We start from the raw sequence: 25,145 nt of genomic DNA, 5'->3' as shown, positions 1-25,145 counted from the left end.
GGCATCTCGACCCCGCTACAGCGCAGCTTTTCAGCCCGCGCGAGCGCTCCAGACGAGCCTTCGAAACCCAGCAGGACCGGACGGGATTGCGTTCCTCTTAAACGCCATTCGCGCCAGGCAAGACTCCCATTGGGCCAAGCCCTAACTAAAACAGGATTACTCATGTCCTTTGCTTCCCTCGGTCTCTCCGAGGCTTTAGTCCGCGCCATCGAGGCAGCGGGCTATACCGAGCCTACTCCGGTGCAACAGCGGGCTATCCCCGCCGTGTTGCAAGGTCGCGACCTGATGGTCGCGGCACAGACAGGTACTGGTAAAACCGGCGGCTTCGCCCTTCCGATCCTGGAGCGGTTGTTCCCCAACGGTCACCCGGACAAATCCCAGCGTCACGGCCCGCGCCAACCACGCGTACTGGTCCTGACCCCTACCCGCGAACTCGCGGCTCAAGTACACGAGAGCTTCAAGGTCTATGCCCGTGACCTGAAGTTCGTCAGCGCCTGCATCTTCGGCGGCGTCGGCATGAACCCACAGGTTCAGGCCATGTCCCGTGGCGTTGACGTGCTAGTGGCCTGCCCTGGCCGCCTGCTCGACCTCGCCGGCCAAGGCAGCGTCGATTTGTCCCACGTGGAAATCCTCGTGCTGGACGAAGCCGACCGCATGCTCGACATGGGCTTTGTCCATGACGTGAAAAAGGTCCTCGCCCGTCTGCCGAGCAAACGCCAGAACCTGCTGTTCTCGGCGACCTTCTCCAAAGACATCACCGACCTCGCCGGCAAGCTGCTGCACAACCCGGAACGCATCGAAGTCACGCCGCCGAACACCACGGTCGAGCGTATCGAACAGCGTGTGTTCCGCCTGGCCGCGAGCCACAAGCGTTCGCTGCTGGCGCATTTGATTACCGCCGGCGCCTGGGAACAGGTTCTGGTCTTCACCCGCACCAAGCACGGCGCCAACCGCCTGGCCGAGTACCTGGACAAACACGGCCTGAGCGCCGTCGCGATCCACGGGAACAAGAGCCAGAACGCCCGCACCAAAGCCCTGGCCGACTTCAAGGCCGGTGAAGTGCGCATCCTGGTCGCCACCGACATCGCCGCTCGCGGCCTCGACATCGACCAGTTGCCCCACGTGGTCAACTTCGAACTGCCGAACGTCGACGAAGACTACGTGCACCGCATCGGCCGTACTGGCCGTGCCGGTCGTTCGGGCGAGGCGATCTCGCTGGTTGCCCCGGACGAAGAAAAACTGCTGAAAAGCATTGAGCGCATGACCAAGCAGAAGATTGCCGACGGCAACCTGATGGGCTTCGACTCCAGCGCTGTAGAAGCCGAGAAGCCAGAAGTTCGCGAGCGTCCGGATGTGCGTAACCCGCGCAACCCACGTGGCCCGCGCGGCGACGGTCCGAACGGCACTGGCGGTGGCGGCGGTCGTAAAGACAAGGGCAAGGACAAGGGCGGCAAGGAAAAAGCACCGGCTGCCACTGGCCGTGGTGATCGCCCGGCCCGTGAACACAAGCCACGCGAAGGCACCCCGGCCCGCGAACAGCAACGTCCAGCGCCTCGCGCAGCGGCGGCTGATCGTGCTCCGGACGAGTTCCTCGACGATGATGTGGATAACTTCGGTAACCGCGTTGACTACGTGCCCCAGGCCAAACCGGCCCAGGGCCGTGGTCGTCGTCCGGGTGCTCCGGCACAAGGCGCGGCAACTGGCGCAGGTGCTCCGCGCACCGGCGGCAAGCCACAGGGTCGCCAAAGTGGTCCACGCAGCAGCGACGGCGCCACCACCGGCACCCCGCCGGCCAAGCGCAGCGGCCCACGCAACGGCGCTCCACGTGACGGTCAGGCCCGTCGCGAAGAGTCCCGCAACCGCCGCCCGGCCCGTACCGACGACCAACCTCGTTCGGAACCGGCCGTGCAAAACCCGCGTGGCCCGGCACCGAAGATCATCCATAAAGAGTCGAAAACCGATCGGTTCCCGACGCCTGAGCAACTGGATCAACTGCCAGGCCGCCCACGCGGCGAAAAACCAGCATTGCTGACCCGCAATCGCTGATTTAACGCAGTAACAAAAAATGCCCCGGATCGCGAGATTCGGGGCATTTTTGTATCCCGAGACATTCCTCGCCCCCTGTGGGAGCGGGCTTGCTCGCGAAGGCGGTGGGTCATTCAGCATCGATGTCGGCTGGCATGGCCTCTTCGCGAGCAAGCCCGCTCCCACAGGGGGACTGCGTCGTGCCTGGTATTTGTGTTCACTGAAGATCAAGTGTGGGAGCGGGCTTGCTCGCGATAGCGGTGGCTCAGTCAGCAGAGATGTTGAATGTGATGGCCTCTTCGCGAGCAAGCTCGCTCCCACAGGGGGACTGCGTCGTGCCTGGTATTTGTGTTCACTGAAGATCAAGTGTGGGAGCGAGCTTGCTCGCGAAGGCGGTGGGTCATTCAGCATCGATGCCGGCTGGCATGGCCTCTTCGCGGGCAAGCCCGCTCCCACAGGGGGACTGCGTCGTGCCTGGTATTTGTGTTCACTGAAGATCAAGTGTGGGAGCGGGCTTGCTCGCGAAAGCAGTCTGCCAGTTAACTGAGATGTCGTCTGACACGACGCCTTCGCGAGCAAGCCCGCTCCCACAGGGGATATGCGGTGGTCATGCGGATTTTGACATGCAATAAAAAACGCCCCCGACCGTGAGATCGGGGGCGTTTTTGTTGAAGCGGCGAATGTTACTTCGCTTTCACACCTTCAAAGGTGATGTACAGATCAACCGCGTCGGACTGTGGACCCAGGTCCATCATCTTGCCGAAATCAGAGCGCTTGATGCTGGTGGTGCCTTCGAAGCCGGCACGGTAGCCGCCCCATGGATCTTTGCCTTCACCCAGGAACGTGGCTTTGACCACAACTGGTTTGCTGACACCAGCAATGGTCAGGTTGCCAGCCACGTCGGCAGTGACTTTACCGTCGGCGTTTTTGCCGGTGGTTTTAACGCTGGTGGACACGAACGTGGCTTTAGGGAAATCAGCTACTTTCAGGAAGTCTTTGCTGGAGATGTGCTTGTCGCGTTCAGCGTTGTTGGTGAAAACGCTGGCGGTGTTCACGTTGAACTCGATCTTGCTGTCTTCTGGCTTGGCAGCGTCGAAGCTGAACTTGCCGTCGATGTCCTTGAACGTACCGGTGATGTAGCTGTAGCCCAGGTGGCTGATCTTGAAGTCAACGAAGGCGTGCTGGCCTTCCTTGTCGACGGTGTAATCGGCAGCCATCACGTTAGCGGACAGCAGGGCCGAACCGATTGCCAGAGCGGCGAGAGTCTTTTTCAACATGCTTTATTTCCTTTGAAGTCGAGGTTGAATTTCAGGCTTTGCGACCGAGCATTCGCTTGAGGGTCACATCACGATCGATAAAGTGGTGCTTCAATGCTGCCAACGCATGGAGGCCGGAAAAAATTACCAGCGCCCACGCCAGGTACAGATGAATCGCACCGGCGGTATCTGCCTGATCCGGTAGCCCGGAAACCAGTGCAGGCACTTCAAACCAATCAAACACCGGAATCCCGACACCTTCTGCGGTGGAAATCAGGTAACCGGCAATCATCACAGCGAACAGACAGAGATACAAAAAAGCATGCCCGAACTTGGCACCCAGGCGCGTCATGCGACTGTAGCTGCTCAGGGTCGGTGGCGGTGGGCTGATAAGGCGCCACACCACACGAAACAGCATCAACGCCAGCAGGATCAGGCCAATACTCTTGTGGATATCCGGCCCTGCCTTGCGCCAAGGGTCGTAATAGCCGAGACCGACCATCCACAGACCCAGGGCGAACATACCGAACACCGCCAGCGCTACGCCCCAGTGCATGAAAATGCTGACCCAGCCGTAACGAGCAGTAGAGTTTCGTAGTTGCATTGCCAAGTCCCTGTAAGTGCTGGCCCAAGACTATCGAGTTATCTATCGATTTAAAGCGGAAAATTTCGCTTTGAAATATCGAGAAATACGATCAAGAGTCTCTTAGTGATGCGTTAAGGAAAGATTAAAGACGCCAATCTGCGAAAAACCAGGGAGTCCAAGCCAAGAACACCTGCGCCCCAAGGTTTATTCGACGCTGTGGATGGTTTTCTCCAGGCATAAAAAAAGCGCGGCATCACTGCCGCGCTTTTTTTTCAACTCAAAGCCTTACTGCGCTTTGGTATCGGTTGCCGCCGGGGTCGTTGCAGCAGGCTTGGCCGCTGGTTTCTTCGCCGGTTCAGCTTTCTTTTTGGCTGCCGGTTTGGCAGGCGCTTTTTTCGCGTCGGTTTTGGCGGCCGGTTTCTTGGTCGTCGCCTTTTTCGCTGTCTCGGCTTTAACCGGTGCCACAGGCTTCGGTGCTTCCACTGGCGCAGGCGCCGGGGTTGGCACTGGAGCCGGGGTCGGTACTGGCGGGGTCACTGGCTCTGGGGCCTTGACCGGTTCCGGTTTCTTGTCGTCATCCGAACCGCCAAACAGGTTGGTGAAGAAATTACCTTTCTTCGCCGCCACGGCGCCGGCCGCTGCTGCGGTCGCTGCCGGAACAACCTTCACCGGTTCAAACGACTTGCCCGCCGCCAGGTCTTCAACCTGACTGGCCGCACGCTGTCCGGTGCGCAATGCGCCTTCCAGGGTGCCTGGGTACAAGGTGTCAGTGTGTTCGCCGGCAAAGGCTACGCGTTGCAGAGGACGCTCCCACAGGCGCCAGTACTTGCTGATCTGCCCCGGACCGAAGGCCAGGTACGCGCCGCCCATCGACGGGTCGGTGCTGTAGCGGCGGATTTCATAACCGGTGAACGAACCGCGAGCCTGTGGATAAAACGCGTGCAGGCGAATCAACACCTGATCGACCATCTGCTTGTCGCCGAAGGCCTGCATTACCCGTGCATTGTCGCCGGACAGGTTGATCACCACGTTGGCACCGCCCTTCAGCGCCGGCTCTACCCACAACATGCCCAGACCGGCGTTGCTGTAGATCTCGCCGGACATCCGCGCCTTGCTTTCCCACACTGGCGTCTTGAACTTCAGCATGATCTGGTCGCGCCAACCGTAGTTGGTGCCCTTGATCGCGCCCATGTGCAGGGCATCCAGCGACGGGGTCATTACGATCTTGCTCAGTGCGCGCAATGGCACCGCAACCACCACGTAGTCAGCCTGATAGCCAACACTGCCGACCTTGACGGTCACGCCGTCCTTGTCCTGGGTGATGGCCGATACCGGGGAGCTGGTCTTGATGGTCTTCAGTTGTTTGACGAAGGCCTGGGCCAGCACCGGGCTGCCACCGATCAGGCGCGAAGCGCGCAGGTCACGGTCGGAAACGCCTTGGTACACCCGGCTCTGTTGTGCGAAATACAGCAGCGACAGGCGCGAAGGTTCGTCGTAACGGGTACGAATCTGCTGATTCACCAGCTGACGGGCCGTGGCTGGCAAGGTCAGGCGATCGAGCCAGTTGGCCACGTTGATCTGGTCCAGGGCGAACAGCGTGCTGTTGGCCGCCGGGTTTTGCGGGTCGGTGATCGAGCGCGCCAGGTCGTCGAGGGTCTTTTCGTAGCGTTTGAGCGCTTCGGCGGTCGCCGGTTGCTTGGTCGCCAGGTCGGCGGCGGTGAAGTACTCGCCGTCGATCAGGTAGCCCGGCGTACGCACGAATTCAGGCGCCGGCGTGGTGCCGAGTTTGAAGGTCGAGACGTACTTGTTCAGCACCGGTTGGGCCTTGTCGCTGCCGATCCACTCGCTGGTGGCCATGCCGGAGCGACCGCCCAGGCTTGGCTTGGCTTCCAGCACGGTGACCTGCCAGCCCTTGTTTTGCAGCTCATAAGCCGCGGTCAGGCCCGAAAGCCCGCCGCCGATCACGATCGCCGTTTTATCCTTGGCCAGCGCAGACACGCTGAACAGCCCCAACATCACCAGCGCACAGGCGCGCAGCCAACCAGCAGACATTCAGCGAACTCCGGAAATCAGGTAGGAAAAAGCAGTTTTGCGAGTCAGACGACTCAAAGAACCGCGAAGAATACGTTAGCCATCAAAACGCCGCCAGCGACGTCTATCGCCCCATACAAAGTAGCTCAATCGACACAATGGGTTGTCCCGGCGCGATGCATTGCATAGGCTTGCGCGATTGTTTGCCCGCGCCCGCCGCGGATCGCCTCGAGGAGACTGTAAATGGGCCTGAATAATCAGTGGATGCAACGGGACCTGGCCGTGTTATGGCACCCCTGCACCCAGATGAAAGACCACGAACAGCTGCCGCTGATCCCGATCAAGCGCGGTGAAGGCATCTGGCTGGAAGACTTCGAAGGCAAGCGCTACCTCGACGCCGTCAGCTCCTGGTGGGTCAACGTGTTCGGCCACGCCAACCCGCGGATCAACCAGCGCATCAAGGACCAGGTCGATCAACTGGAACACGTGATCCTCGCCGGTTTCAGCCATCAACCGGTGATCGAGCTGTCCGAACGCCTGGTGAAGATGACCCCGGAAGGCCTGACCCGGTGTTTCTACGCCGATAACGGCTCGTCCTGCATCGAAGTCGCGCTGAAAATGAGCTTTCACTATTGGCTCAACCGCGGCCAGCCGAACAAGAAGCGCTTCGTCACCCTGACCAACGGCTACCACGGCGAAACCATGGCGGCGATGGCGGTGGGCGACGTGCCGCTGTTCACCGAAACCTACAAAGCCCTGCTGATGGACACCATCAAGGTGCCGAGCCCGGATTGCTACCTGCGCCCGGAAGGCATGAGCTGGGAAGAACACTCGCGCAACATGTTCGTCGCCATGGAACAGACCCTGGCCGAGAATCATGACACCGTCGCTGCGGTGATTCTCGAACCGTTGATCCAGGGCGCTGGCGGCATGCGCATGTACCACCCGGTGTACCTGAAACTGCTGCGCGAAGCCTGCGACCGTTATGGCGTGCACCTGATCCACGACGAAATTGCCGTCGGCTTCGGCCGCACCGGGACGATGTTCGCCTGTGAACAGGCCGGCATCCGCCCGGACTTCCTGTGCCTGTCCAAGGCCCTGACCGGCGGCTACCTGCCACTGGCGGCGGTGCTGACCACCGACGACGTCTACAGCGCCTTCTACGACGACTACCCGACCCTGCGCGCCTTCCTGCATTCCCACAGCTACACCGGCAACCCGCTGGCGTGCGCAGCGGCCTTGGCGACGCTGGATATCTTCGAAGAAGACAACGTCATCGAGAACAACAAGGCCCTGGCCCAGCGCATGACCACCTCCACCGCGCATCTGGTGGATCACCCGAACGTCGCGGAAGTGCGCCAGACCGGCATGGTCCTGGCCATCGAGATGGTCAAAGACAAGGCCACCAAAGAGGCCTACCCCTGGCAGGAGCGTCGTGGCTTGAAAGTGTTCAAGCATGCGTTGGAGCGCGGTGCTTTACTTCGTCCGCTGGGCAGCGTGGTGTACTTCCTGCCGCCGTATGTAATTACCCCGGAGCAGATTGATTTCCTGGCGGAAGTGGCCAGTGAAGGGATCGATATTGCGACCCGTAATAGCGTCAGCGTGTCGGTGCCTGAAGACTTTCACCCGGGCTTCCGCGATCCGGGCTGATTGAACCCACTTGGGCTTCTGTGGTGACTGGGCGGCCGCCTTCGCGAGCAAGCCCCCTCCCACAGTTGACCGCGTTCCAATGTGGGAGCGGGCTTGCTCGCGAATGAAGTCGACACCAATCCAAATGATTCACACCCTTTCCAGAGACCCAAGATGAGACTGTCCCGCTTCTTTATCGACGCCCCCCTGAGCACCGGCGAGCACGAGTTGCCCGAGGCCCAGGCCCATTACATCAGCCGCGTGCTGCGCATGGCCGAGGGTGATGCGGTGCAATTGTTCGACGGTTCGGGCCATGAGTTTCGTGGCTCGCTGGTGGAAGTCGGCAAGAAACGCGTGGTGGTGCAGCTCGATGAACGATTTCTCGGCCAGGTCGAGTCGCCGTTGCAAATCCACCTCGGCCAGGGTTTGTCCCGTGGCGAGCGGATGGATTGGGCGATTCAGAAAGCCACCGAACTGGGCGTGACCGAAATCACTCCGATCTTCACCGACCGCTGCGAAGTCCGGCTCAAGGACGAACGCGCCGACAAACGCCTGCTGCACTGGCGCCAGGTGGCGATCAGCGCGTGCGAGCAGTGCGGGCGCTCGACGGTGCCGGTGATTCATCCGCCGCTGGTGTTGGCGGACTGGCTGAAGCAGACCGAGGCTGAATTGAAACTGGTGCTGCATCCGGTGGCGGAGCCGTTGGTGAGTCATGCCAAGCCGGCGACCCTGGCGTTTCTGATCGGCCCTGAAGGCGGGTTGTCGGATGCGGAAGTGGATCAGGCCAAGGCTAACGGTTTTCACGCTGCCCGGCTTGGGCCTCGGGTGTTGCGCACCGAGACCGCGCCGGTGGTGGCGTTGGCGGTGGCCCAGCAGTTGTGGGGTGACTTCTAGGGCCTCTTCGCGAGCAAGCCCGCTCCCACAGTTGACCGAGTCCTATCAGAAGAATGCGGTCGAATGTGGGAGCGGGCTTGCTCGCGAATGGCCACGACTCGGTCTACAAGACATAAAACATAATCGCCACAAAGTGCAGCAAACTCCCCGCAATCACGAACAAATGCCAGATCCCATGGGCATGCCGCAGGCGATGGTCGAGGGCAAAAAAGATAATCCCCACGGTGTACAACACTCCGCCCGACGCCAACCAGGCGAAACCGGTAGAGCCCAGCGCCGCGAGCAGCGGCTTGACCGCCACCAGCACGATCCAGCCCATCACCGCGTAGATCACGATCGACAGAATCCGCGCTTCCGAACGCGGTTTGATTTCTTGCAGGATGCCGATCAGCGCCAGCCCCCAGACAATCCCGAACAACGTCCAGCCCCACGGCCCGCGCAGGGTCACCAGGCAGAACGGCGTGTAGCTGCCGGCGATCAGCAGATAGATCGAAAAGTGATCAACCTTCTGCATGATCTCTTTCTTGCGCCCGCGCACGCTGTGGTACACGGTCGAGGCGCTGTAGAGCACCAGTAAGGTGAAACCATAAATCGCTACGCTGACGATCTTCCACGGACTGCCGTCCAGGCTGGCGATCACCAGCATCCACACCACCCCGACAAACGCCGCCACCGCCCCGACCAGATGCGTCCAGGCGTTCAATCTTTCCCCGTGATACATGAATCGCTTTCCTCAATATTCGTTACAACATGGCGCAAGGCGTAGGAGCTGTCGAGTGAAACGAGGCTGCGATCTTTTGACCTTGATCTGCGGCGCCTTTGAAGACGCCAAGATCAAAAGATCGCAGCCTCGTTTCACTCGACAGCTCCTACATAGCTCCTACAAGAACCCACTTACGTGCACAATCAGGTCATTCCAAAAAGAGTGCGCACGATGCTGATCGACGAAGAGTTGACCCTGAAAAAACTCGAGGTGTTCCTGGCCTTCATGCGCACTGGCAACCTGGCCCGTGCCGCCGCCGAGTTGCAGACCAGCAACGTCAGCGTGCACCGCGCCATCCATTCCCTGGAAAGCGCCCTGCGCTGCCCGTTGTTCAAGCACGAAGGGCGCAACCTGACCCCACTGGAAAGTGCGTATGTGCTGGAAGAACGGGCGCAGAAGTTGATTCAGGACGTGGTCGAAAGCGTGCGCCTGACCCGGGAAGCTGCCGGGTTCTCGGCGGAACGCTTCAAACTCGGCTCGCTGTATTCGCTGACGGTGAAGACCGTGCCGCAACTGATCATGGGCCTGAAAATCCGCCGCAGCGAACTCAACATCGACCTGATCCTCGGCTCCAACATCGACCTGCTCTACAAGCTCAAGAACATGGAAGTCGACGCGATCCTGGTGTCCCTGGACGACAGCGTCAACGACCCGGATTGCGAGCACATCCAGTTGTTCTCCGACGACATCTTCCTCGCCACCCCGGCGGATTCGAAGTTTGCCCAACGGGCGGAAGTCGACCTGGCGGAAGTGCGCGACGAAACCTTCATCACCCTGACCCAGGGCTTCGCCACGCACCAGGACGGGATCCGGGTGTTCAAGCAGGCGGGGTTCGAGCCGAAAGTGGCGATGCAGGTCAACGACATCTTCACCCTGTTGAGCATGGTCAGCTCGGGGGTGGGTTATGCGTTGCTGCCGGGCAGGATTGCGGCGGTGTATGAGAACCGGGTGAAACTGATCCCGTTGCAGGAAAAGTACCGGTTGCAGCAGCACATTGGCGTGGTGTTTTTGAAAGCCAAGGAGCGCGATCCGAATTTGTTGGCGTTACTGGCGGAGTGTCGGATGTATGCCAATCGCCAGGCCTGAGACCGTGTCGCCCCATTCGCGGGCAAGCCTCGCTCCTACAGGATTGGGGTGTGCCATGGATTGGGCCACAACACAAAACCTGTAGGAGCGAGGCTTGCCCGCGAAGGCGTCAGAAAAAGCGATACAAATCCCGACTTAACCCACAATCCCGCGAACAATGAAGTACAACAACGAAGGCCCAAGCAAGCACCCAAGCCCGGTATGGAACGTCGCGGTCAACGCGCCATAAGGCACCAACCGCCGATCCGTCGCCGCCAACCCCGCCGTCACGCCGCTGACCGTACCGGCCAACCCACCAAACACCATCGCCGAACGCGGGTTGTCCAGGCCCATCCATTTCGCCGCCATTGGCGTGCCGACCATCACCAGGATCGCCTTGATCAACCCGGTGGCAATCGACAACGCCACCACATCCGAACTGGCACCAATCGCCGCCCCGGTCACCGGCCCGACGATGTACGTCACCGCGCCCGCGCCGATGGTGGTCATGCTGATTGCATCCCGATAGCCGAACGCCCAGGCAATGCTCGCGCCGACAATGAACGGCAGGATCGTGCCCAGCAGCAACGCAATGGCGCCGATCAACCCGGCCTTCTTCGCTTCGGTGGCTTGCACTTCGAACGCCGTGGCGACGATGGCAAAGTCCCGCAGCATGGCGCCGCCCATCAAACCGATACCCGAAAACAGCGACAGATCCGCCAGGCCTTTTTGCCCGCCGGTCATGGTGCCGCCGACCCAGGCCAGTACCAGGCCGATGACGATGGCAATCGCCGAGCCGTGAATGCGCCCGTAGGTCAGGCGTTTGGACAACACCACCGACACCCACATGATCACGCCGACGAAGGCGAACGCGGTAACGAGGCCGTTATTGGTCAAGCCTTTATCAATGAGTTCCCACATCTCAGCGACCTCCTACTGGGGTGCCGACCGGCGTGACTTCCGCCGGTTCATCGGGCAGGGGCTCGCCTTTGTGGGTCCGGCTGATCAGGGCAATGGTGCAGCCGCAAATCACCACCGAACCGATGGCCGCCAATACCGCCACCGGGCCGCCGTGCAAGGCAGTCACGACGTTCTGTTGCGCGGCCATCGCCACGACGACTGGAATGTACATCGCGCCCCAGAAGCCGACGCCCATCTCGCAATCCTTGGTCATGCCGCCGCGCTTTTGCATGTACAGCCGTGCGCAGATCAACAGAATCATCGCGATCCCGACCCCGCCGACGTTGGACTTCACGCCCAGCAACACGCCCAGGGCATCCCCCAGAATCACCCCTGCCAGCGTACAGATCGCCAGCAGCGCCACACCGTAAATAATCATTGTTGTAGTCCTCAAAGTGCATCGTCGAAGTTGTTGTTTTTGTGCTTCGCAAGCCTGAGTCGGTGTTCTAGGGTTGGCGGCTTCCCTCCTCACGCAACAGCGCTTGCAAGGTGTCCAGGCGAGCACCGTCGAAGGCAATCACGGTGCCTTGCTCGAACACCCGGCGCGCCAGCCCGGTTAACACCGCACCGGGCGGTAGTTCGATGTGTAGACGCACGCCACGCTCGTAGGCGCTTTGCACCGTGCCGCGCCAATCGACGACGCGGCACATATTGAAAGCGAGGTCGTCGCGCAGGGCTTCGATGTTGACGATGGGCCGGGCGCGACTGCCGCTCAGGTAGCCCATCGTTGGGGTTTTCAGGGTCACTTTGGCGAAGGCTTCTGCCAGGGTTTTTGCAGGTGCTTCCAGCAAAGGACAGTGCGACGGAACACTGACTGCCAAGCGTTTAGCCAAACCTGCGCCGTGACCTTTCGCCAACTGCGCCACGGCTTTCATCGCTTCGTCGCTGCCGGCAATCACCACCTGGTTACCGGCGTTGATATTGGCCAGGTACACCGGTGTTTCGTTGCTGTGAACCTGCGCGAGCAACTGTTCGACGGTGGATAAATCCAGACCGATGATCGCGGTCATGCCATAGCCCTGTGGATAAGCCTGTTGCATCAACTCACCGCGCAGGCTGACCAGATGCAGGGCATCGCTGAAGCTCAGGGCGCCGGCGACCACCGCAGCCGGATAAGCACCGATGGACAATCCCGCCACGTAATTCGCCGGCTCCTGCAATTGCCGTGAAGCCGCGACGCCAGCGATCAGCAGGCAAAGCTGCACCGCCCTCGTCGACTTCAAGGCTTCGGCAGAATCCAGCAGCAACGCGTCTTCACCCAGGACGTCACTCGCCTCATCAACCGTTTCCCGAGGCAAACGATGGAGCATGCCCGGCTGCTGCGCGCCTTGACCGGGGAACACCAGCAAACTGCTCACGCCGCTTGCTCCTGTGGGTTCCATGGATCAATGACCAGACAAGCCTGGGTGGCGTTTTTCAGCAGGACTCGCCGCGCAGGCCCGGCCCATTCGCGCAGGGCCACGGCACCGGAAGGCGTCTGCAATTGCATGTCCACCTGGCAGGCGGCGGTGTCGAAAATCTTCACCAACTCTTGGGCCTGGGCACGGCTCAAGGGTTGCGGTGTGCGCAGGATCAGGTCGAGGTCGCTGCGTTCATGCAAGGCCTCGATTCCGCTGGCCAATTCAAACCCGGCGCTGCCACTGATGCCCCAGACGAAACCGCAGGCATCGAGCATCGCCCTGAGCTGAGTCAGCGCGCGCAATGCGGGTAGATCCCGATCAATCGAAACATGACAAAGATCTTCCGGTTTGACCCGACGCTCAATCGCCTCGACGGCCATCACCGTCGCAAACCGCTGCTCACGCAACGGCCCGCGCACGCCCACGGCAATCTGACCCGCCGCGCTCAACGCACGCCGAACCACCACCGGTTGGCCAGCGCCAATGGACTCAATCGCCCACAACGGCGCGTCGGCAGGCAACTGCTCCGGGGTCATGCCCCAGAGCAAGTCGTGGGCCAGAAACGTGTTCACCACTGCGCTCTCAACAGTTCGCGAACCTTGCTCGACGCGGCGCGGTTGCTGGCGCCCAAGCGGCTGCTCAGGTCGCGGCCCGTCGCGGCGACATCGCTGATTGCGAGGTTCAGGCATTCCGTCACGCGAGTCAGGTCCTGCGCCGTCGGTTGCTCAATCTGATCCACCGACAAGGTTTCCCAGAGCAAACCGAGGCTGGCGTAGCTTTCAATGTCATATGCCATCGGCGGCACGCTGGCGGCCAAGGCTTCCAACTCTTCGACGCTGCGCAAGGTCACTCGCGCGGCTGAAGCCTTGCCCATGGCATGCACCATCACGCCCGGATCACGCAGGGCAATCAGGCGATTGGCTTGATAGCCGTGAGCGAGAAATGCCCCGGACATGGCCTTGCCCACCAACAGACCGATCACCGCGTGTCCGGCCAGTCGAGCGCGAGCATAACTGTCCGCCGCCCCCGCCAACGCCTGGTGAATACCGAGGGCTTCTTCGCGGCGGCCGTAGGCTTGGCTCGGCACATCGACGATGGCGATCAAGGCGCGTTTTTGCGGTTTGTCTTTATCCGCAACAATGACTTCATCCACAGCCTTGGCCAGCCCCCAGCCTTCCAGCAAACCGACTTCGCCATTGCGGGCACGGGCGAAGCGGTTTTCGGGATCGGTGACCACCGCGATAAACCGCACCGGTTGATCGCCCAACACACCATCAGCAACCTTCAGCGAAGCAGGCAAACCTTCGACCGGTTTCGCACCGGTACTCAAGGCGTTGAACCAGTTCAAACCTCTCATGAGCGCTCTCCTTGATACAGATCGCGAACCACTGACGGTTCGATTTGCGGTTCAGCGTCCAATCGCGCCAAGCGCTCCAGATACAACCCGGCCTGCTGGCTGCGTTGCTGCTCCGGCAAACCTTGCTTCAGCAATTCACTGACCTGCTGCTGAATCTGCGCCACGTCATCGGCGGCATAACGGTCCACCAAACCACTGGCAAACCGCTGCTCGCCGCCGGTCAGGCTCCAGATGAAAGGACGATCCCGCGAGTCGTATTCCTCAAGCCCCGCTTCCTGCTCAATCACCTGCGGACCGTTGAGGCCAAGCCGTGCTTCCTGGGTCACCAGCAAATAACTGCACAACCCGGCGGCAATCGACATCCCGCCAAAGCAACCGACACTGCCGGCCACAACGCCAACCACTGGCTGGTACTGACGCAAATCGACAATCGCCGCGTGAATATCCGCAATCGCCGCCAGCCCGAGGTTGGCTTCCTGCAAGCGCACGCCACCGGTTTCCAGCAGCAGCACGGCGCGGGTCGGAATGCCTTTGCGGTTGTCTTCCGCCGCCAATTCCAGCGCACCGGCCATCTTCGCGCCGCCGACTTCGCCGAGGCTGCCGCCCTGAAACGAACCTTCAATCGCCGCAATCACCACCGGCAAACCACCGATGCTGCCCTTGGCGATCACCACGCCGTCATCGGCTTGCGGCACCACGCCCTGGCGCGACAGCCACGGCGACATGATTCGTTGAAACGGGTCGAGCAATTCGCGGAAGGTGCCGGCGTCGAGCAAGGCTTTCGCCCGCTGCCGCGCGCCGAGTTCGACGAAGCTGTGTTTGTTAAGGAGATCAGTCATGGCCGATCTCCTCAAAGCCTTGTTCCAGACGCAAGCGCACCACGCCCGGCGTCGCGCCGAAGTCGTGGATATCGATGGCCATGGCGGGCGGTGTCTGGCCGTCGAACATCCGCGCAAACAGATGCTGCCAGCGCTGTTCAGCGCCATTCACCGAGGTCTGCACCTGAATCGTCAACTTGCCGGCCACACCCGGTTCGATCAGCACTTCCAGATCGCCCGAGCCAACGCAGCCCACCAGCGTCCGGCCCCGGGGCGGCTGCCCGGCGGGGAATTCAAAGGATAAGGTTTCCATCAGAAAGCTCCGGATTCGAGGCGGTCGATGAACAGGCACGCGGCGAGCAAATCAGCAGCGCCGCCCGGCGAAGCGTTCAACGCGATTAATTGTTCATCCAATTCATGCAATCGACGGCGACCGCCGAGGCTGGCACTGCCGCCCGCGTCGAGCACCGCTTGGGCACCGAGTTGCATGGTTTGCAGGCCGGTTTCGCCAGCGCGGTAGAGCACGCAGGTGTCGGCCAGTCGGGTCATGATCGCGAGCAAGGCGTCGAGGCGTGCGTTTTGTTCGCCGTGGCCCAGAGCGCGGCTGTGTTTGAGTTGTGGCAGTGCGCGTTGCAGGACGGAAGGGAAGCCGAGTTGCGCTTCTTCGCGAGCACCGCGTGCGCCGTAGCGTTGCGCGACTTGGGCGCCGTGGCTGAGCGGGCGAGGTGCGTAACGGTCGTCGAGCAAGGCCAAACGTGCGGCGCACAGCGTGACGGCGCTGGCGTTGGTGTTTTCAAGGGCGGCGGCAGCGACCAACAGGCCCAAGGCCCAAATCGCCCCACGATGGGTATTCACGCCATTGGTGGTGGCGAGCATCGCTCGCTCCCCTTCCCGACCAATGCGCCCGAGGGCTTCGCGCAGCGGCAAACCGACGTCGCCGAACTCGATGGCCGCGTCCGCCATTTCCTTGAACGCCGGCCACAACGACAACGCCGAAGCGTGCATCAAGCCCAGGTGCAAATCGGTGTGCGCACCATTGCCGCGACGATCCACCAATGCCGGTTTCGGCGAAAGGTCCGCTTCGTCGATCAGCGCGTCCACCGCCAAATCCGCCAGCCGCTCGGCCAGGGTCAGTGTTTTGGGTTGCAGGTTAAGTGCGTGCATTTACCAGCTCCTGAACTTGGCGGGCGGGTTGTAGAGGCCACCGGACCACTCCACCAGATCGGCCACGCTTTTCGCCGCGAGTAATTCGCGGGTGGCGTCGGTGCGGCGGATGCCGAGGTCTTCGGGCAAGGCGATCAGGCCTTCGCGGCGCATGCGTGCGGTGTCTTTCGGGTTGTGACGCATTCCGATCACCGTGACGCCCGCGACCGCCGCGATCATCGCCTGGCGTTCTTCCAGCGAGCGCGCCTTGTACAGATAGGCGATGCCTTCTTCGGTCAGCAGGTGGGTGACGTCGTCGCCGTAGATCATGATCGGCGCCAGCGGCATGCCGCTTTTGCGCGCCACTTCCACCGCGTCGAGGGTTTCGACGAAGGTCGGTTTGCCGCCCTCCTGGAACGTCTCGACCATCTGCACCACGAGTTTTTTGCCGCGTTCGAGCAAGGCTTCCGGCGCATCGTCGTGGCGCATATCGAGCCACGCCGGGGTGCCGTGACGGCGACCGCGCGGGTCGTGGCCCATGTTCGGCGCGCCGCCGAAACCGGCCAAACGGCCACGGGTTACGGTGGAGGAATGGCCGTCGCCATCGACTTGCAGGGTCGCACCGATAAACAGGTCCACCGCGTACTGCCCGGCCAATTGGCAGAACATGCGGTTGGAGCGCAGCGAGCCGTCGCGCCCAGTGAAGAACACGTCAGGCCGGGCGGCGATGTAGTTTTCCATCCCCAGTTCGGTGCCGAAGCAATGCACGCTTTCGACCCAGCCGCTTTCAATCGCCGGGATCAGGGTCGGGTGCGGGTTGAGGGTCCAGTTGCGGCAGATCTTGCCTTTGAGGCCGAGGGATTCGCCGTAGGTCGGCAGGATCAATTCGATGGCGGCGGTGTTGAAACCGATGCCGTGGTTCAGGGATTGGACGTTGTGTTTTTCGTAGATCCCACGGATCGCCATCATCGCCATCAACACATGCACAGGCTTGATGTGGCGTGGGTCGCGGGTGAACAGCGGTTCGATGTAGAACGGCTTGTCCGCCACCACGACGAAATCGACCCAGGATGCGGGGATATCGACGCGGGGCAGGTCTGTCACGTCATCGACCAATTGGTTGACCTGGACGATGACAATGCCATCGCTGAACGCCGCCGGTTCAATCAGTGCCGGGGTGTCTTCGGTGCTGGGGCCGGTGTAGATGTTGCCAGCGCGGTCAGCCATGAAACCGGCGGAGAGCACGACGTTGGGGATCAGGTCCACCACCAGTCGTGCGTAGAGTTCGATGTAGGTGTGAATCGCGCCGATTTCCAGAAGGCCATCTTCCAGCAACTGGCTGATGCGCAGGCTCTGGGTGCCGGCGAAGGAGAAATCGAGCTTGCGGGCGATGCCCCGTTCGAACAGGTCCAGATGCTCGGAACGGCCGACGCTGGGCATGATCATGTGCAGGTCATGCAACTTCGCGGGGTCAGCCTTGGCCAGGGAGCGCGAGAGGAAATCCGCTTGCTTCTGGTTATTGCCCTCCAGCACCACACGGTCGCCGGGCAGAATCAACGCCTCCAGCGCCGCGACGATCTTGTCGGTAGGCAACACCACGCCGTCGGCAAAGCCTTTGACCAACTCAAGACGTCGCTGCTTCTCGCTGCGCCGCCGCGTCCATCGCGCGTCGGGGGATATTGTTGTAGTCATGACCACTCCACGGGTTCGCTGTCGTGGGGTCACCTTAGGAGGGTTGGGGAGTGGGCATCAATCAAGCAGAGCGACGGATCGTTACGGTCAGGGTAATGGTTGGCCGGGCTGACGCCTTCGCGGGCAAGCCTCGCTCCTACAAGGTCGCGTCGTACACAACCCCTGCGAACGACACAAACCTGTAGGAGCGAGGCTTGCCCGCGAAGAGGCCAGACCAATCACCGCAGTTTTCGATCAGTCCGGAAAAAGGACCGATCAGTCCCTTTTTGGGACTCTCCAACCTTGGCTGGCTAAATGGGGATTTGTGTTTAAAAGTTGCGGCACAGGAAGGGTTGGCGGCTACGCGGTCTGACGTCACTGCCTACAGCAATGGGGGAACCCGCTGACTGGTGGGGTTTTGCTTTGATCTTTATCGTTTAGGTGTCGCTGCAAACTCAGTGGCCGGGCTTGGAAACCCGAGGTGTAAACGACACAAAAGCGCTGTTCTTAACGTATGCTTGCGCACCTTTAATGAGTGCGCTCCGTTATGGCGGCTGTGCGCGGGAGACCTTCGGGTCTGCCGGGTTTTGTCCGTTTACCCCGGGTTTCCAGCCCGCGTACAGCTGCCACCCTTTCGCCTGGAAGCCTAATGGAGCAGCTAAAAACTCATTAAATGGATCTTCACTATGTTCAAAGCTACCCCCAACCCCCCGGGATCCGGCACCGATTCCCCAGAAGCGCTCGACGCAATAAAAATGAAAGAAGCCGCCGACCGCGCCTTCGCTCACTACTTCCCCCCGGCTGAAGAAAAACGATCCAAACGCCGCAAATACCAACTCTTCGCCGTCGCCTCGAATCTCGATGACCCCGAGGCCCTGCTGGCCAATGCTTCAGAAGATTTGCTGTCCATCAGCGCGATAGCGGCTGGCTTGGCGGACGATGTGGATGGCACACGCCGTTCGCTGGCCTTGGGCATCAGCCGTTTGACGGACGGTGTGCAGTTGTTGGTGGAGCGGGTGTTGGATCACCATGAGGCGTTGGCCGCGGGCAAGGTTTAGCCGTTGATTTTGTGGTGAATTGAAGGCCGCCTTCGCGGGCAAGCCTCGCTCCTACAGGATTTACGTTGCCCCTTGTAGGAGCGAGGCTTGCCCGCGAAGGGGCCCGTCAGACGAGCCCAGCACTCACCAACAACTCCTCCAGCGCCAACAAATCCGGCACTTTCGCCACCTGCTCCCCGACCTGCACCGCCGCTTGTTCCAGCGGACACAACGGCACATCCACATAGCTCAACTGGCTATCGAGCTTGTACGAGCGCGGAATCCCCTGCACCAGCAGCGCAATAAACTTCAACTCCGGCCGCCCGCCCAGGGCATTGAGGATGACGATCCGCACGCGCTCGCCAATCACCACTTTCTGGCCACATGCAGACTCAAAACTGAGCAACGGAATCTGCCGGTCCCGCCAGGTCACCAGCCCCAGATACCACGGAGGCGTATCCAGATCGAACGCCGCCGGTTGGTAGTCAATCAGTTCAGCGACGGCAACGTTGGGCAGGATCAAATTGCGATCCGCCAAGGGCAGCAAGAGCCCGGTGAGGTTGCTGGTGCGATGCTCAAGCATGGGTTTTGCTCCACAGGGCGATGCTTTCGAGCAGCACCGATTCCTGGTACGGCTTGCCGAGGTAGTCGTTGACGCCAATGGCCATGGCGCGGTCGCGGTGTTTTTGGCCGGTGCGGGAGGTGATCATGATGATCGGCAGGTGTTGCAGGCGTTCGTCGGCGCGGACCTGGGTGGCGACTTCGAAACCGTCCATGCGCGGCATTTCGATGTCCAGCAGCATCAGGTCCGGCAGATGATCTTCGAGCAGCAACATGGCGTCGACGCCGTCCTTGGCGGTGAGCACGTTCATGCCGTGGCGTTCGAGCAAACGGCTGGTGACCTTGCGCACGGTCACCGAGTCGTCCACCACCAGCACCAGCAACGGCTTGTGCGGCTCGGCCTCGACATCCTGGGTCACCGGCCGCTGCGGCACGCGGGTCTGCATGGCACGGATCGGTGCCAGCAAATCGAGAATCAGCACCACCCGGCCATCCCCCAGAATCGTCGCCCCGGACAGCCCCTGCACCGCCGCAAATTGCGGGCCGAGGCTCTTGACCACGATCTCGCGGGTGCCGGCCATGGAATCCACTTGCACGGCGATGTGTCGTTCGTTGCATTGCACCAGCAGCACCGGCAACGGCAGGCTCTGGCCCAGCAGTTTCGGGCGGGTGCTGGTTTTCAGCAGTTCGCCGAGGTAGCACAGTTCATAGTGTTGCCCGGCGTATTTGTAGGTCGGCGGATCGAGGCGGTAATGCCCTTCGAGTTCGTTGGGCAGCACACGGACGATGCCGTCGATGGTGTTCAGCGGGATCGCGTATTGGTCGTCGAAGCACTGCACCATCAGCGCCCGGTTGACCGACACGGTGAACGGCAGGCGAATGCGGAAATGCACGCCCTGCCCCGCCGTCGAGTCGATGCTCATGCTGCCGCCGAGTTGCCGCACCTCTTCGTGCACCACGTCCATGCCCACGCCACGCCCGGAAATCTGGGTGATTTTCTCGGCGGTGGAGAACCCCGGTTGCAGGATGAATTGCAGGACGTCGCGGTCGCTGATGTCGCTGTCCGGCGCGAGCATGCCGCGCTTGATCGCCTTGCGCCGCACCGCGTCCAGCGGCACGCCGGCGCCGTCGTCGCGGATGTCGAAAATGATGTCGCCGCCCTCTCGCGACAGGTCCAGCGTGATCTTGCCCTGTGCCGGTTTCCCCGCCGCAATCCGCACTTCAGCGGATTCCAAACCATGATCCACAGCATTGCGCAGCATGTGCTCCAGCGGCGCGGCCATGCGTTCCAGCACGTTGCGATCCATTTCGCCTTCGGCGTTGCCGACGACGAATTCCACGTCCTTGCCCAACTCGCCGGACACCTGACGCACGATGCGTTTCAGGCGCGGCAGCATCCGTTCGAACGGCACCATGCGCGTGCGCATCAGGCCTTCCTGCAATTCGGTGTTGATGCGGCCCTGCTGTTGCAGCAGGTTTTCCGCGTCCTGATTGGTGCGGTCGAGGGTTTCCTTGAGGTCGAGCAAGTCGGAGGCGGATTCGAACAGCGCCCGGGACAGTTGCTGCAATTGCGAGTGGCGGTCCATTTCCAGCGGATCGAATTCTTCGTAGCCCAGGCGTTCGGCTTCGACTTGCTGACGGCTGAGGATCCGCCCTTGGGTTTCGGTATCGAGGCGGCGCAACTGATCGCGCATGCGCTCGATGGTGGTTTCCATCTCGCTCAGGGCCACGCGGGCATCGTTGACCTGCTGCTCGATACGGCCACGGAAAATCGAGGTTTCCCCGGCCAGGTTGACCAGATCGTCCAGCAGTTCTGCCGAAACCTTGACCATATCGGCGCCGGCATCCGGCGCCGGTGTTTCAACCTTAACCGTAACGGGCGCAACGACCGGGGCTTCGGGCACCACTGGATGACTGAAGTTCTTGATCGCATCGATCAACCGATCCGCTGGTGGGCAAGGTTGTCCGGCGCGGGTGGCGTCGAGCATCTGCGCCAAGCGGTCGTGGCTGCTTTGCAATAGCGTGAACAGCGGCGCCGTCGGTTGCAGCACACCCGCCGACAGACCTTCGTAGAGAAATTCCAGCTCATGGGCGAGGTCGCCAATCGGGGCGATTTCCACCATCCGCGCACCGCCCTTCAGCGTGTGCAAATCCCGCAGCAGGGTTTCCACTTCCTGGCGGTTCGACGGCTCGGCCTGCCAGCGCACCAGCGCCGCGCCGGAGTTTTCGATGATGTCGAAACCTTCTTCGAGGAAGATTTCCAGCAGTTCCGGATCATGCCCCGGCGAATCATGTTCGTGGGCCGGTTCGAGCGGTTCCGGCGTGCCGGCATTGCCCTGGCGGAATTCGCGAATGGCTTCGATCAGCTCGCTCGGATCACCCAAGGCTTTTTGCTGCTGCAACTGTTCCAGCAACACCGCCAAACGGTCGTGACTGGTTTGCAGCAACCGCGCCAGCGCTTCGCTGTAGCTGAAACGTCGGTCCACCAGGCCTTCGTAAAGCGTTTCCAGTTCATGGGCCAGGTCGCCGACAGCTTCAACCTCGGCCATCCGCGCACCGCCCTTAAGGGTGTGCAAATCCCGCTGCAACGACGACAGCGGCGCAGCGTTGTCCGGGTCGTTCAGCCAGCGCTGCAAGGCCTGGCCGGCGCTTTCGAGGATATCCACCGCTTCTTCGAGGAAGATCGAAACGATCTCGTCGTCGTGTTCAATTTGCGTCGCAGTTTGTGACAGCTCAGCGGTGGCAGTGCCCAGTTCGCGAATACTCAACGCCCGGCTGCCGTCGCTGCGGATCAGGCCCATGGCCGACGGATCGAGGCTGGTATCGAGCAACCCGCGCAAGGCCCGGACCCGCTCCGGTTGCGGGCTGACTTCCTGGCCGGCGGCCAGTTCGTCGAGCATGTTGATCAGCGCTTCATGGGCACTTTGCGCTTCATGGAAAAACTCGTCGCTGACCGCCAGGCTGCTTTCTTCCACCGCGCCGTACAGGTCGAGTAACGCCTCGCAGAGTTCATCCACCGGGTGCAGATCCGCCAGGTGCGCGCCCTCGCCGAGGGTGGTCAATTCGTCCAGCAGCGCGCTGAGTTCCTGACGCTCGCCGGGGTGTTGCTGCCAGCGGCGCAGCAGGCTTTCGGCGTCGAGCAGGATGTCCATGCCCTGGGCCAGAAAGTTGTTGATCAGTTGCGGGTCGCGCTTGATCCGCAGGCCCCGGTTCGGCGCGCTGAGGATCGCTTCCAGGCGTTCGTCCAGCAATTCATGGGTGCGCTTGATCAGCGAACGGGCGCCGGGAATCTCGGCCAGCGGATCGGTCTTGAGCTGACGCAAACCGAGGCGGAACAAGCCTTCGGCTTCCAGCAGCAACTCGACTTCATCCAGGTCGAGGGCGATCAGGTGCGCCTTGTACTCACGGGCCAGTTGATCCAGCGGCGCGGCGAGTTCGGCAATCGGCACCACACCGGCCATCGAGGCGCTGCCCTTGAGGGTGTGCAAGGCCCGCTGCAACTCGTCGCTGGCTTGCAGCGGCACGTGCTCGGCGGCTTGATCGAGGTAGCGATTGAGACTGGCGAGGTGGGTTTCGGCTTCGTTGCGGAAGATCTCCAGCAACAACGGGTCGAGGGCGGCGACGTCTTGGGTGTCTTCGTCGGACAGCGTTGCATCGCCCTTGGCCAAGGCATGAGCCCGGGCGGCCAAGCGGTCCACGTCGTCGCGCTGACGCTGGGCGTTGGCGGCGAATTCGTTGATGAGTTCTGGCAGCAGATTCAAAGCGTCGGTCAGCAGTTGTTGCACCGCAGGCCCAGGCTCGACGCTGTGTTCCAGCACGCGGTTAAGCAGGTTCTCCACGGTCCAGGCCAGTTCGCCGAGCACCAGTGCGCGGACCATTCGGCCACTGCCTTTCAAGGTGTGGAAGGCGCGGCGCAATTCGCTCAGCGCAGCGCTGTCGCCCACGTTGGCCGACCAGCGCGGCAGGTATTCGCGCAGCACTTCCAGGACTTCATCGGTTTCTTCGAGGAAAACTTCCCGCAGCTCATCGTCCACCGGCTCTTCGCCCACGGGCGGCGGCAACAGGCTGCCCGGAGTGTTGAGGGCCGGCGGGTTGACGGCGGATACCGGGCTGGCCAACACCGCGGCCAGGGATTGCACGGTTTCAGGATCGTCGAGTTCCTGCAGGTCTTGCATGACCTGGGCTTCGTTGGGGCTCAGTACGTCTTCAAGTACCGGGACGAGTTTTTCGGCGGGGAAAAACCCGAGGGCGGCGAGGCTGTTTTCCGCGACATCGAGCAGGTGTTCGCCCAGTTCTTGCGGATCGTCGTTCAGGCGTTCGAGGTAGTACTCGATGCTGGTGATGACGTCGGCCAGGCTGTCGAGTTGTTGCCAGCCAGGATGATCGGTGTCCACCAGCAGGTGTTCGCGGATAAAGCCGTTGCAGGCTTCGATCAGGCTCGCGGCACGGTTCAGCGGAATCATCGCCAAGGCGCCGCGCACCTGGGTCAGCAGCGCCGGCAAGGGTTGCAGTTGCTGGCGGTCCCAATCGGCGTCGATGTAGTCGACGATCATGTCCTTGGCTTGTTGCAGGCAGATCCGCGCTTCGCGAATCACGATCTGATGAATCTGGGTCAGGTCGGTGGTGGGCAGGCGACTTTCTTCCTGGCTCTCCGGCTCCACGGTGCCGACCATCCCGGCCAGGGTCGCTTCGACGTAGAGCAAGGCCCCGGCCACGTCCATCAGGATCGCGTCGTTGGGTTCCCGTTGGCCTTGCGCAAGGCTCAGCACCACCGCCAGTTGATCGATGATCACCTTGCGCGGCTGGCCGAAACCGAGCACCGCCAGGGTGTCAGCGATTTGCCGCAGGGGCGCCAGCAGGCTTTCGAGGTCGGAGGTGTGCTGGCGGTCGCTGCGCACGAACAGGTCCAGGCGCTCCTTGACCCGCACCAGTTCTTCGCACAGCGCGGCGAGCACCGAGCGCATGGCATCGCGGTCGGGGCCGGCGAGGCGTGCGCGTTCTTCGTCGACCATCGCGCTGTCAGGCAACGCATCGTCCAGTCCGTAGCGATCTTTCATGGTCAGCATCTGCCCGGTGGGATGTTCGGCTTTGGCAATGTAGAACAACAAGCTTTTGAACAGCTCCGGCGGCGGCGCCTGATTGACCCCGGCCATGCCCTGTTCCAGCAAGCGTTTGAGTTCCTTGTCGGCGTCCTTGAACAGGCTGCGCAGGGCCGGGCTGTTGGCAATCGCGCCGTTGCGCAGGCCTTCGACCAGCGCCGACGCGACCTGCCACAACGGGCTCAGCGGCGCGTCACCACACAAGGTTTCAAGCTTGGCGAAAACCTTGGTCAGGTAATCCAGATTGGTTTCGCCATCCTGCTCGCGCAGCAAACCGACCAGCGCCATTTGTAACATTTGCCGCAATTTGCGCAGCACATTGGGTAATTCGGGTGGTTCCAGCAGCGCGAGATCGTCTTGATCCAGCGGCGGTAAGTCCGGCAGTTGCGGGCTGAACAAGCTAGTTTCCGACAGCAGGCTTTCGCCCCGGGCGCTGCGCAGATCGTTGATCAGCGGCAATACCACCAGCGGCAAGTCGCGGCGTGCCCCTTGCACCCGGTCGAGGTAGATCGGCAGTTGCCCCAGGGCCTGTCTTAACAGATGAATGGCTTCATCGCGATGACTGACGCGATTTTGTTGCAGGGCCGCAGTCAGTTGCTCCATTTCTTCGGCGAGCAGGGCCGCGCCATAGAACTCGACCATCTGCAAACTGCCGTGGACCTGATGGATACACGCCAGGCACTCGCCCAGCGCGTAGGTCGCCTGGGGGTCATCGAGCAGTTGCTCCAACGCTTGATGAGCCTGCTTCAGCGTTTCGGCAATCTCGCCTTTGACCCACTCGAGGGCCACATAGTCGTGCCGATCACCCATAACCACTCCGCTCTCAATTCTTACTGCAATGCTCACGCCC

Annotated in this window: 20 protein-coding genes; 5 read left to right on the top strand and 15 right to left on the bottom strand. The window is 61.5% G+C overall.

What is annotated here, in order from left to right; genetic code table 11:
* Positions 1–162: 162 nt before the first annotated feature.
* Positions 163–2,046 carry an RNA helicase RhlE2 gene (gene rhlE2, locus BK665_RS07445; protein WP_123404253.1) on the top strand — a complete coding sequence of 628 codons (1,884 nt, stop codon included), beginning with the start codon at positions 163–165 and terminating at the stop codon, positions 2,044–2,046.
* 662 nt (positions 2,047–2,708) lie between these two features.
* On the opposite strand, the gene BK665_RS07435 is transcribed toward rhlE2, so the two are convergent.
* The 3 genes from BK665_RS07435 to BK665_RS07425 form a co-directional block, all read right to left on the bottom strand.
* Positions 2,709–3,302 (bottom strand): YceI family protein, encoded by a 594-nt coding sequence (locus BK665_RS07435; RefSeq protein ID WP_123404251.1) that lies wholly within the window; start codon positions 3,300–3,302, stop codon positions 2,709–2,711.
* 31 nt (positions 3,303–3,333) lie between these two features.
* Positions 3,334–3,885 (bottom strand): cytochrome b, encoded by a 552-nt coding sequence (locus BK665_RS07430; protein ID WP_123404249.1) that lies wholly within the window; start codon positions 3,883–3,885, stop codon positions 3,334–3,336.
* Positions 3,886–4,152: 267 nt separating this feature from the next.
* Positions 4,153–5,919, bottom strand: coding sequence for a flavin monoamine oxidase family protein (locus tag BK665_RS07425; protein ID WP_123404247.1), 1,767 nt, complete (start codon positions 5,917–5,919; stop codon positions 4,153–4,155).
* Between the two features lie 222 nt (positions 5,920–6,141).
* Here BK665_RS07425 and BK665_RS07420 point away from each other — a divergent pair, with 222 nt between their 5' ends.
* A complete protein-coding gene (locus BK665_RS07420) occupies positions 6,142–7,548 on the top strand; it encodes an adenosylmethionine--8-amino-7-oxononanoate transaminase (RefSeq protein WP_123404245.1) in 1,407 nt (468 codons plus the stop codon).
* A 153-nt stretch (positions 7,549–7,701) separates the two neighbouring features.
* Complete coding sequence (locus tag BK665_RS07415; protein WP_123404243.1) at positions 7,702–8,421, top strand: 16S rRNA (uracil(1498)-N(3))-methyltransferase; 720 nt, start codon at positions 7,702–7,704, stop codon at positions 8,419–8,421.
* Positions 8,422–8,524: 103 nt separating this feature from the next.
* Here the strand turns inward: BK665_RS07415 and trhA are convergent, their stop codons facing one another.
* Positions 8,525–9,142, bottom strand: coding sequence for a PAQR family membrane homeostasis protein TrhA (trhA, locus tag BK665_RS07410; protein WP_123404241.1), 618 nt, complete (start codon positions 9,140–9,142; stop codon positions 8,525–8,527).
* Between the two features lie 213 nt (positions 9,143–9,355).
* On the opposite strand from trhA, the gene BK665_RS07405 reads away from it, so the two are divergent.
* Complete coding sequence (locus BK665_RS07405; protein ID WP_123404239.1) at positions 9,356–10,270, top strand: LysR family transcriptional regulator; 915 nt, start codon at positions 9,356–9,358, stop codon at positions 10,268–10,270.
* A 135-nt stretch (positions 10,271–10,405) separates the two neighbouring features.
* Here BK665_RS07405 and madM read toward each other — a convergent pair whose 3' ends face one another.
* The 9 genes from madM to mdcA form a co-directional block, all read right to left on the bottom strand.
* On the bottom strand, positions 10,406–11,170 hold the full coding sequence (madM, locus tag BK665_RS07400; RefSeq protein WP_123404237.1) for a malonate transporter subunit MadM: 765 nt from the start codon (positions 11,168–11,170) through the stop codon (positions 10,406–10,408).
* Position 11,171: 1 nt separating this feature from the next.
* Positions 11,172–11,588, bottom strand: a complete 417-nt coding sequence (gene madL / locus BK665_RS07395; RefSeq protein ID WP_123404235.1) for a malonate transporter subunit MadL — start codon at positions 11,586–11,588, stop codon at positions 11,172–11,174.
* A 67-nt stretch (positions 11,589–11,655) separates the two neighbouring features.
* Positions 11,656–12,567, bottom strand: a complete 912-nt coding sequence (gene mdcH / locus BK665_RS07390) for a malonate decarboxylase subunit epsilon (protein ID WP_123404233.1) — start codon at positions 12,565–12,567, stop codon at positions 11,656–11,658.
* Positions 12,564–13,184, bottom strand: coding sequence for a malonate decarboxylase holo-ACP synthase (locus BK665_RS07385; RefSeq protein ID WP_123404231.1), 621 nt, complete (start codon positions 13,182–13,184; stop codon positions 12,564–12,566). The genes mdcH and BK665_RS07385 overlap by 4 nt, the downstream gene beginning before the upstream one ends.
* On the bottom strand, positions 13,178–13,966 hold the full coding sequence (gene mdcE / locus BK665_RS07380) for a biotin-independent malonate decarboxylase subunit gamma (protein WP_123404229.1): 789 nt from the start codon (positions 13,964–13,966) through the stop codon (positions 13,178–13,180). The genes BK665_RS07385 and mdcE overlap by 7 nt, the downstream gene beginning before the upstream one ends.
* Entirely contained in the window at positions 13,963–14,805 is an 843-nt protein-coding gene (locus BK665_RS07375; RefSeq protein ID WP_123404227.1) for a biotin-independent malonate decarboxylase subunit beta, read from the bottom strand. Before BK665_RS07375 ends, mdcE begins: the two co-directional genes overlap by 4 nt.
* The gene (locus BK665_RS07370) at positions 14,798–15,097 is read right to left on the bottom strand and encodes a malonate decarboxylase subunit delta (protein ID WP_123404225.1); all 300 of its coding nucleotides are present in this window, start codon (positions 15,095–15,097) and stop codon (positions 14,798–14,800) included. The genes BK665_RS07375 and BK665_RS07370 overlap by 8 nt, the downstream gene beginning before the upstream one ends.
* A complete protein-coding gene (locus BK665_RS07365) occupies positions 15,097–15,948 on the bottom strand; it encodes a triphosphoribosyl-dephospho-CoA synthase (RefSeq protein ID WP_123404222.1) in 852 nt (283 codons plus the stop codon). The genes BK665_RS07370 and BK665_RS07365 overlap by 1 nt, the downstream gene beginning before the upstream one ends.
* The gene (mdcA, locus tag BK665_RS07360) at positions 15,949–17,619 is read right to left on the bottom strand and encodes a malonate decarboxylase subunit alpha (RefSeq protein WP_123404220.1); all 1,671 of its coding nucleotides are present in this window, start codon (positions 17,617–17,619) and stop codon (positions 15,949–15,951) included. It abuts the gene before it with no gap.
* 665 nt (positions 17,620–18,284) lie between these two features.
* On the opposite strand from mdcA, the gene BK665_RS07355 reads away from it, so the two are divergent.
* Positions 18,285–18,656: a DUF6124 family protein gene (locus BK665_RS07355; RefSeq protein WP_123404218.1), complete on the top strand. Its 372-nt coding sequence runs from the start codon at positions 18,285–18,287 to the stop codon at positions 18,654–18,656.
* 106 nt (positions 18,657–18,762) lie between these two features.
* Here the strand turns inward: BK665_RS07355 and BK665_RS07350 are convergent, their stop codons facing one another.
* The gene (locus BK665_RS07350; RefSeq protein WP_123404216.1) at positions 18,763–19,218 is read right to left on the bottom strand and encodes a chemotaxis protein CheW; all 456 of its coding nucleotides are present in this window, start codon (positions 19,216–19,218) and stop codon (positions 18,763–18,765) included.
* Entirely contained in the window at positions 19,211–25,105 is a 5,895-nt protein-coding gene (locus BK665_RS07345; RefSeq protein ID WP_123404214.1) for an Hpt domain-containing protein, read from the bottom strand. The genes BK665_RS07350 and BK665_RS07345 overlap by 8 nt, the downstream gene beginning before the upstream one ends.
* Positions 25,106–25,145: the final 40 nt, after the last annotated feature.

It is taken from the genome of Pseudomonas frederiksbergensis, assembly GCF_003732665.1.
Lineage (GTDB): Bacteria > Pseudomonadota > Gammaproteobacteria > Pseudomonadales > Pseudomonadaceae > Aquipseudomonas > Aquipseudomonas frederiksbergensis_G.
This window is presented reverse-complemented; position numbering and strand designations above follow the sequence as displayed.

Coding starts and splice junctions, on each gene's coding strand:
- rhlE2 (WP_123404253.1), top strand. CDS start 163: ATGTCCTTTGCTTCCCTCGGTCTCTCCGAGGCTTTAGTCCGCGCCATC.
- BK665_RS07435 (WP_123404251.1), bottom strand. CDS start 3,302: ATGTTGAAAAAGACTCTCGCCGCTCTGGCAATCGGTTCGGCCCTGCTG.
- BK665_RS07430 (WP_123404249.1), bottom strand. CDS start 3,885: ATGCAACTACGAAACTCTACTGCTCGTTACGGCTGGGTCAGCATTTTC.
- BK665_RS07425 (WP_123404247.1), bottom strand. CDS start 5,919: ATGTCTGCTGGTTGGCTGCGCGCCTGTGCGCTGGTGATGTTGGGGCTG.
- BK665_RS07420 (WP_123404245.1), top strand. CDS start 6,142: ATGGGCCTGAATAATCAGTGGATGCAACGGGACCTGGCCGTGTTATGG.
- BK665_RS07415 (WP_123404243.1), top strand. CDS start 7,702: ATGAGACTGTCCCGCTTCTTTATCGACGCCCCCCTGAGCACCGGCGAG.
- trhA (WP_123404241.1), bottom strand. CDS start 9,142: ATGTATCACGGGGAAAGATTGAACGCCTGGACGCATCTGGTCGGGGCG.
- BK665_RS07405 (WP_123404239.1), top strand. CDS start 9,356: ATGCTGATCGACGAAGAGTTGACCCTGAAAAAACTCGAGGTGTTCCTG.
- madM (WP_123404237.1), bottom strand. CDS start 11,170: ATGTGGGAACTCATTGATAAAGGCTTGACCAATAACGGCCTCGTTACC.
- madL (WP_123404235.1), bottom strand. CDS start 11,588: ATGATTATTTACGGTGTGGCGCTGCTGGCGATCTGTACGCTGGCAGGG.
- mdcE (WP_123404229.1), bottom strand. CDS start 13,966: ATGAGAGGTTTGAACTGGTTCAACGCCTTGAGTACCGGTGCGAAACCG.
- BK665_RS07375 (WP_123404227.1), bottom strand. CDS start 14,805: ATGACTGATCTCCTTAACAAACACAGCTTCGTCGAACTCGGCGCGCGG.
- BK665_RS07370 (WP_123404225.1), bottom strand. CDS start 15,097: ATGGAAACCTTATCCTTTGAATTCCCCGCCGGGCAGCCGCCCCGGGGC.
- BK665_RS07365 (WP_123404222.1), bottom strand. CDS start 15,948: ATGCACGCACTTAACCTGCAACCCAAAACACTGACCCTGGCCGAGCGG.
- mdcA (WP_123404220.1), bottom strand. CDS start 17,619: ATGACTACAACAATATCCCCCGACGCGCGATGGACGCGGCGGCGCAGC.
- BK665_RS07355 (WP_123404218.1), top strand. CDS start 18,285: ATGTTCAAAGCTACCCCCAACCCCCCGGGATCCGGCACCGATTCCCCA.
- BK665_RS07350 (WP_123404216.1), bottom strand. CDS start 19,218: ATGCTTGAGCATCGCACCAGCAACCTCACCGGGCTCTTGCTGCCCTTG.
- BK665_RS07345 (WP_123404214.1), bottom strand. CDS start 25,105: ATGGGTGATCGGCACGACTATGTGGCCCTCGAGTGGGTCAAAGGCGAG.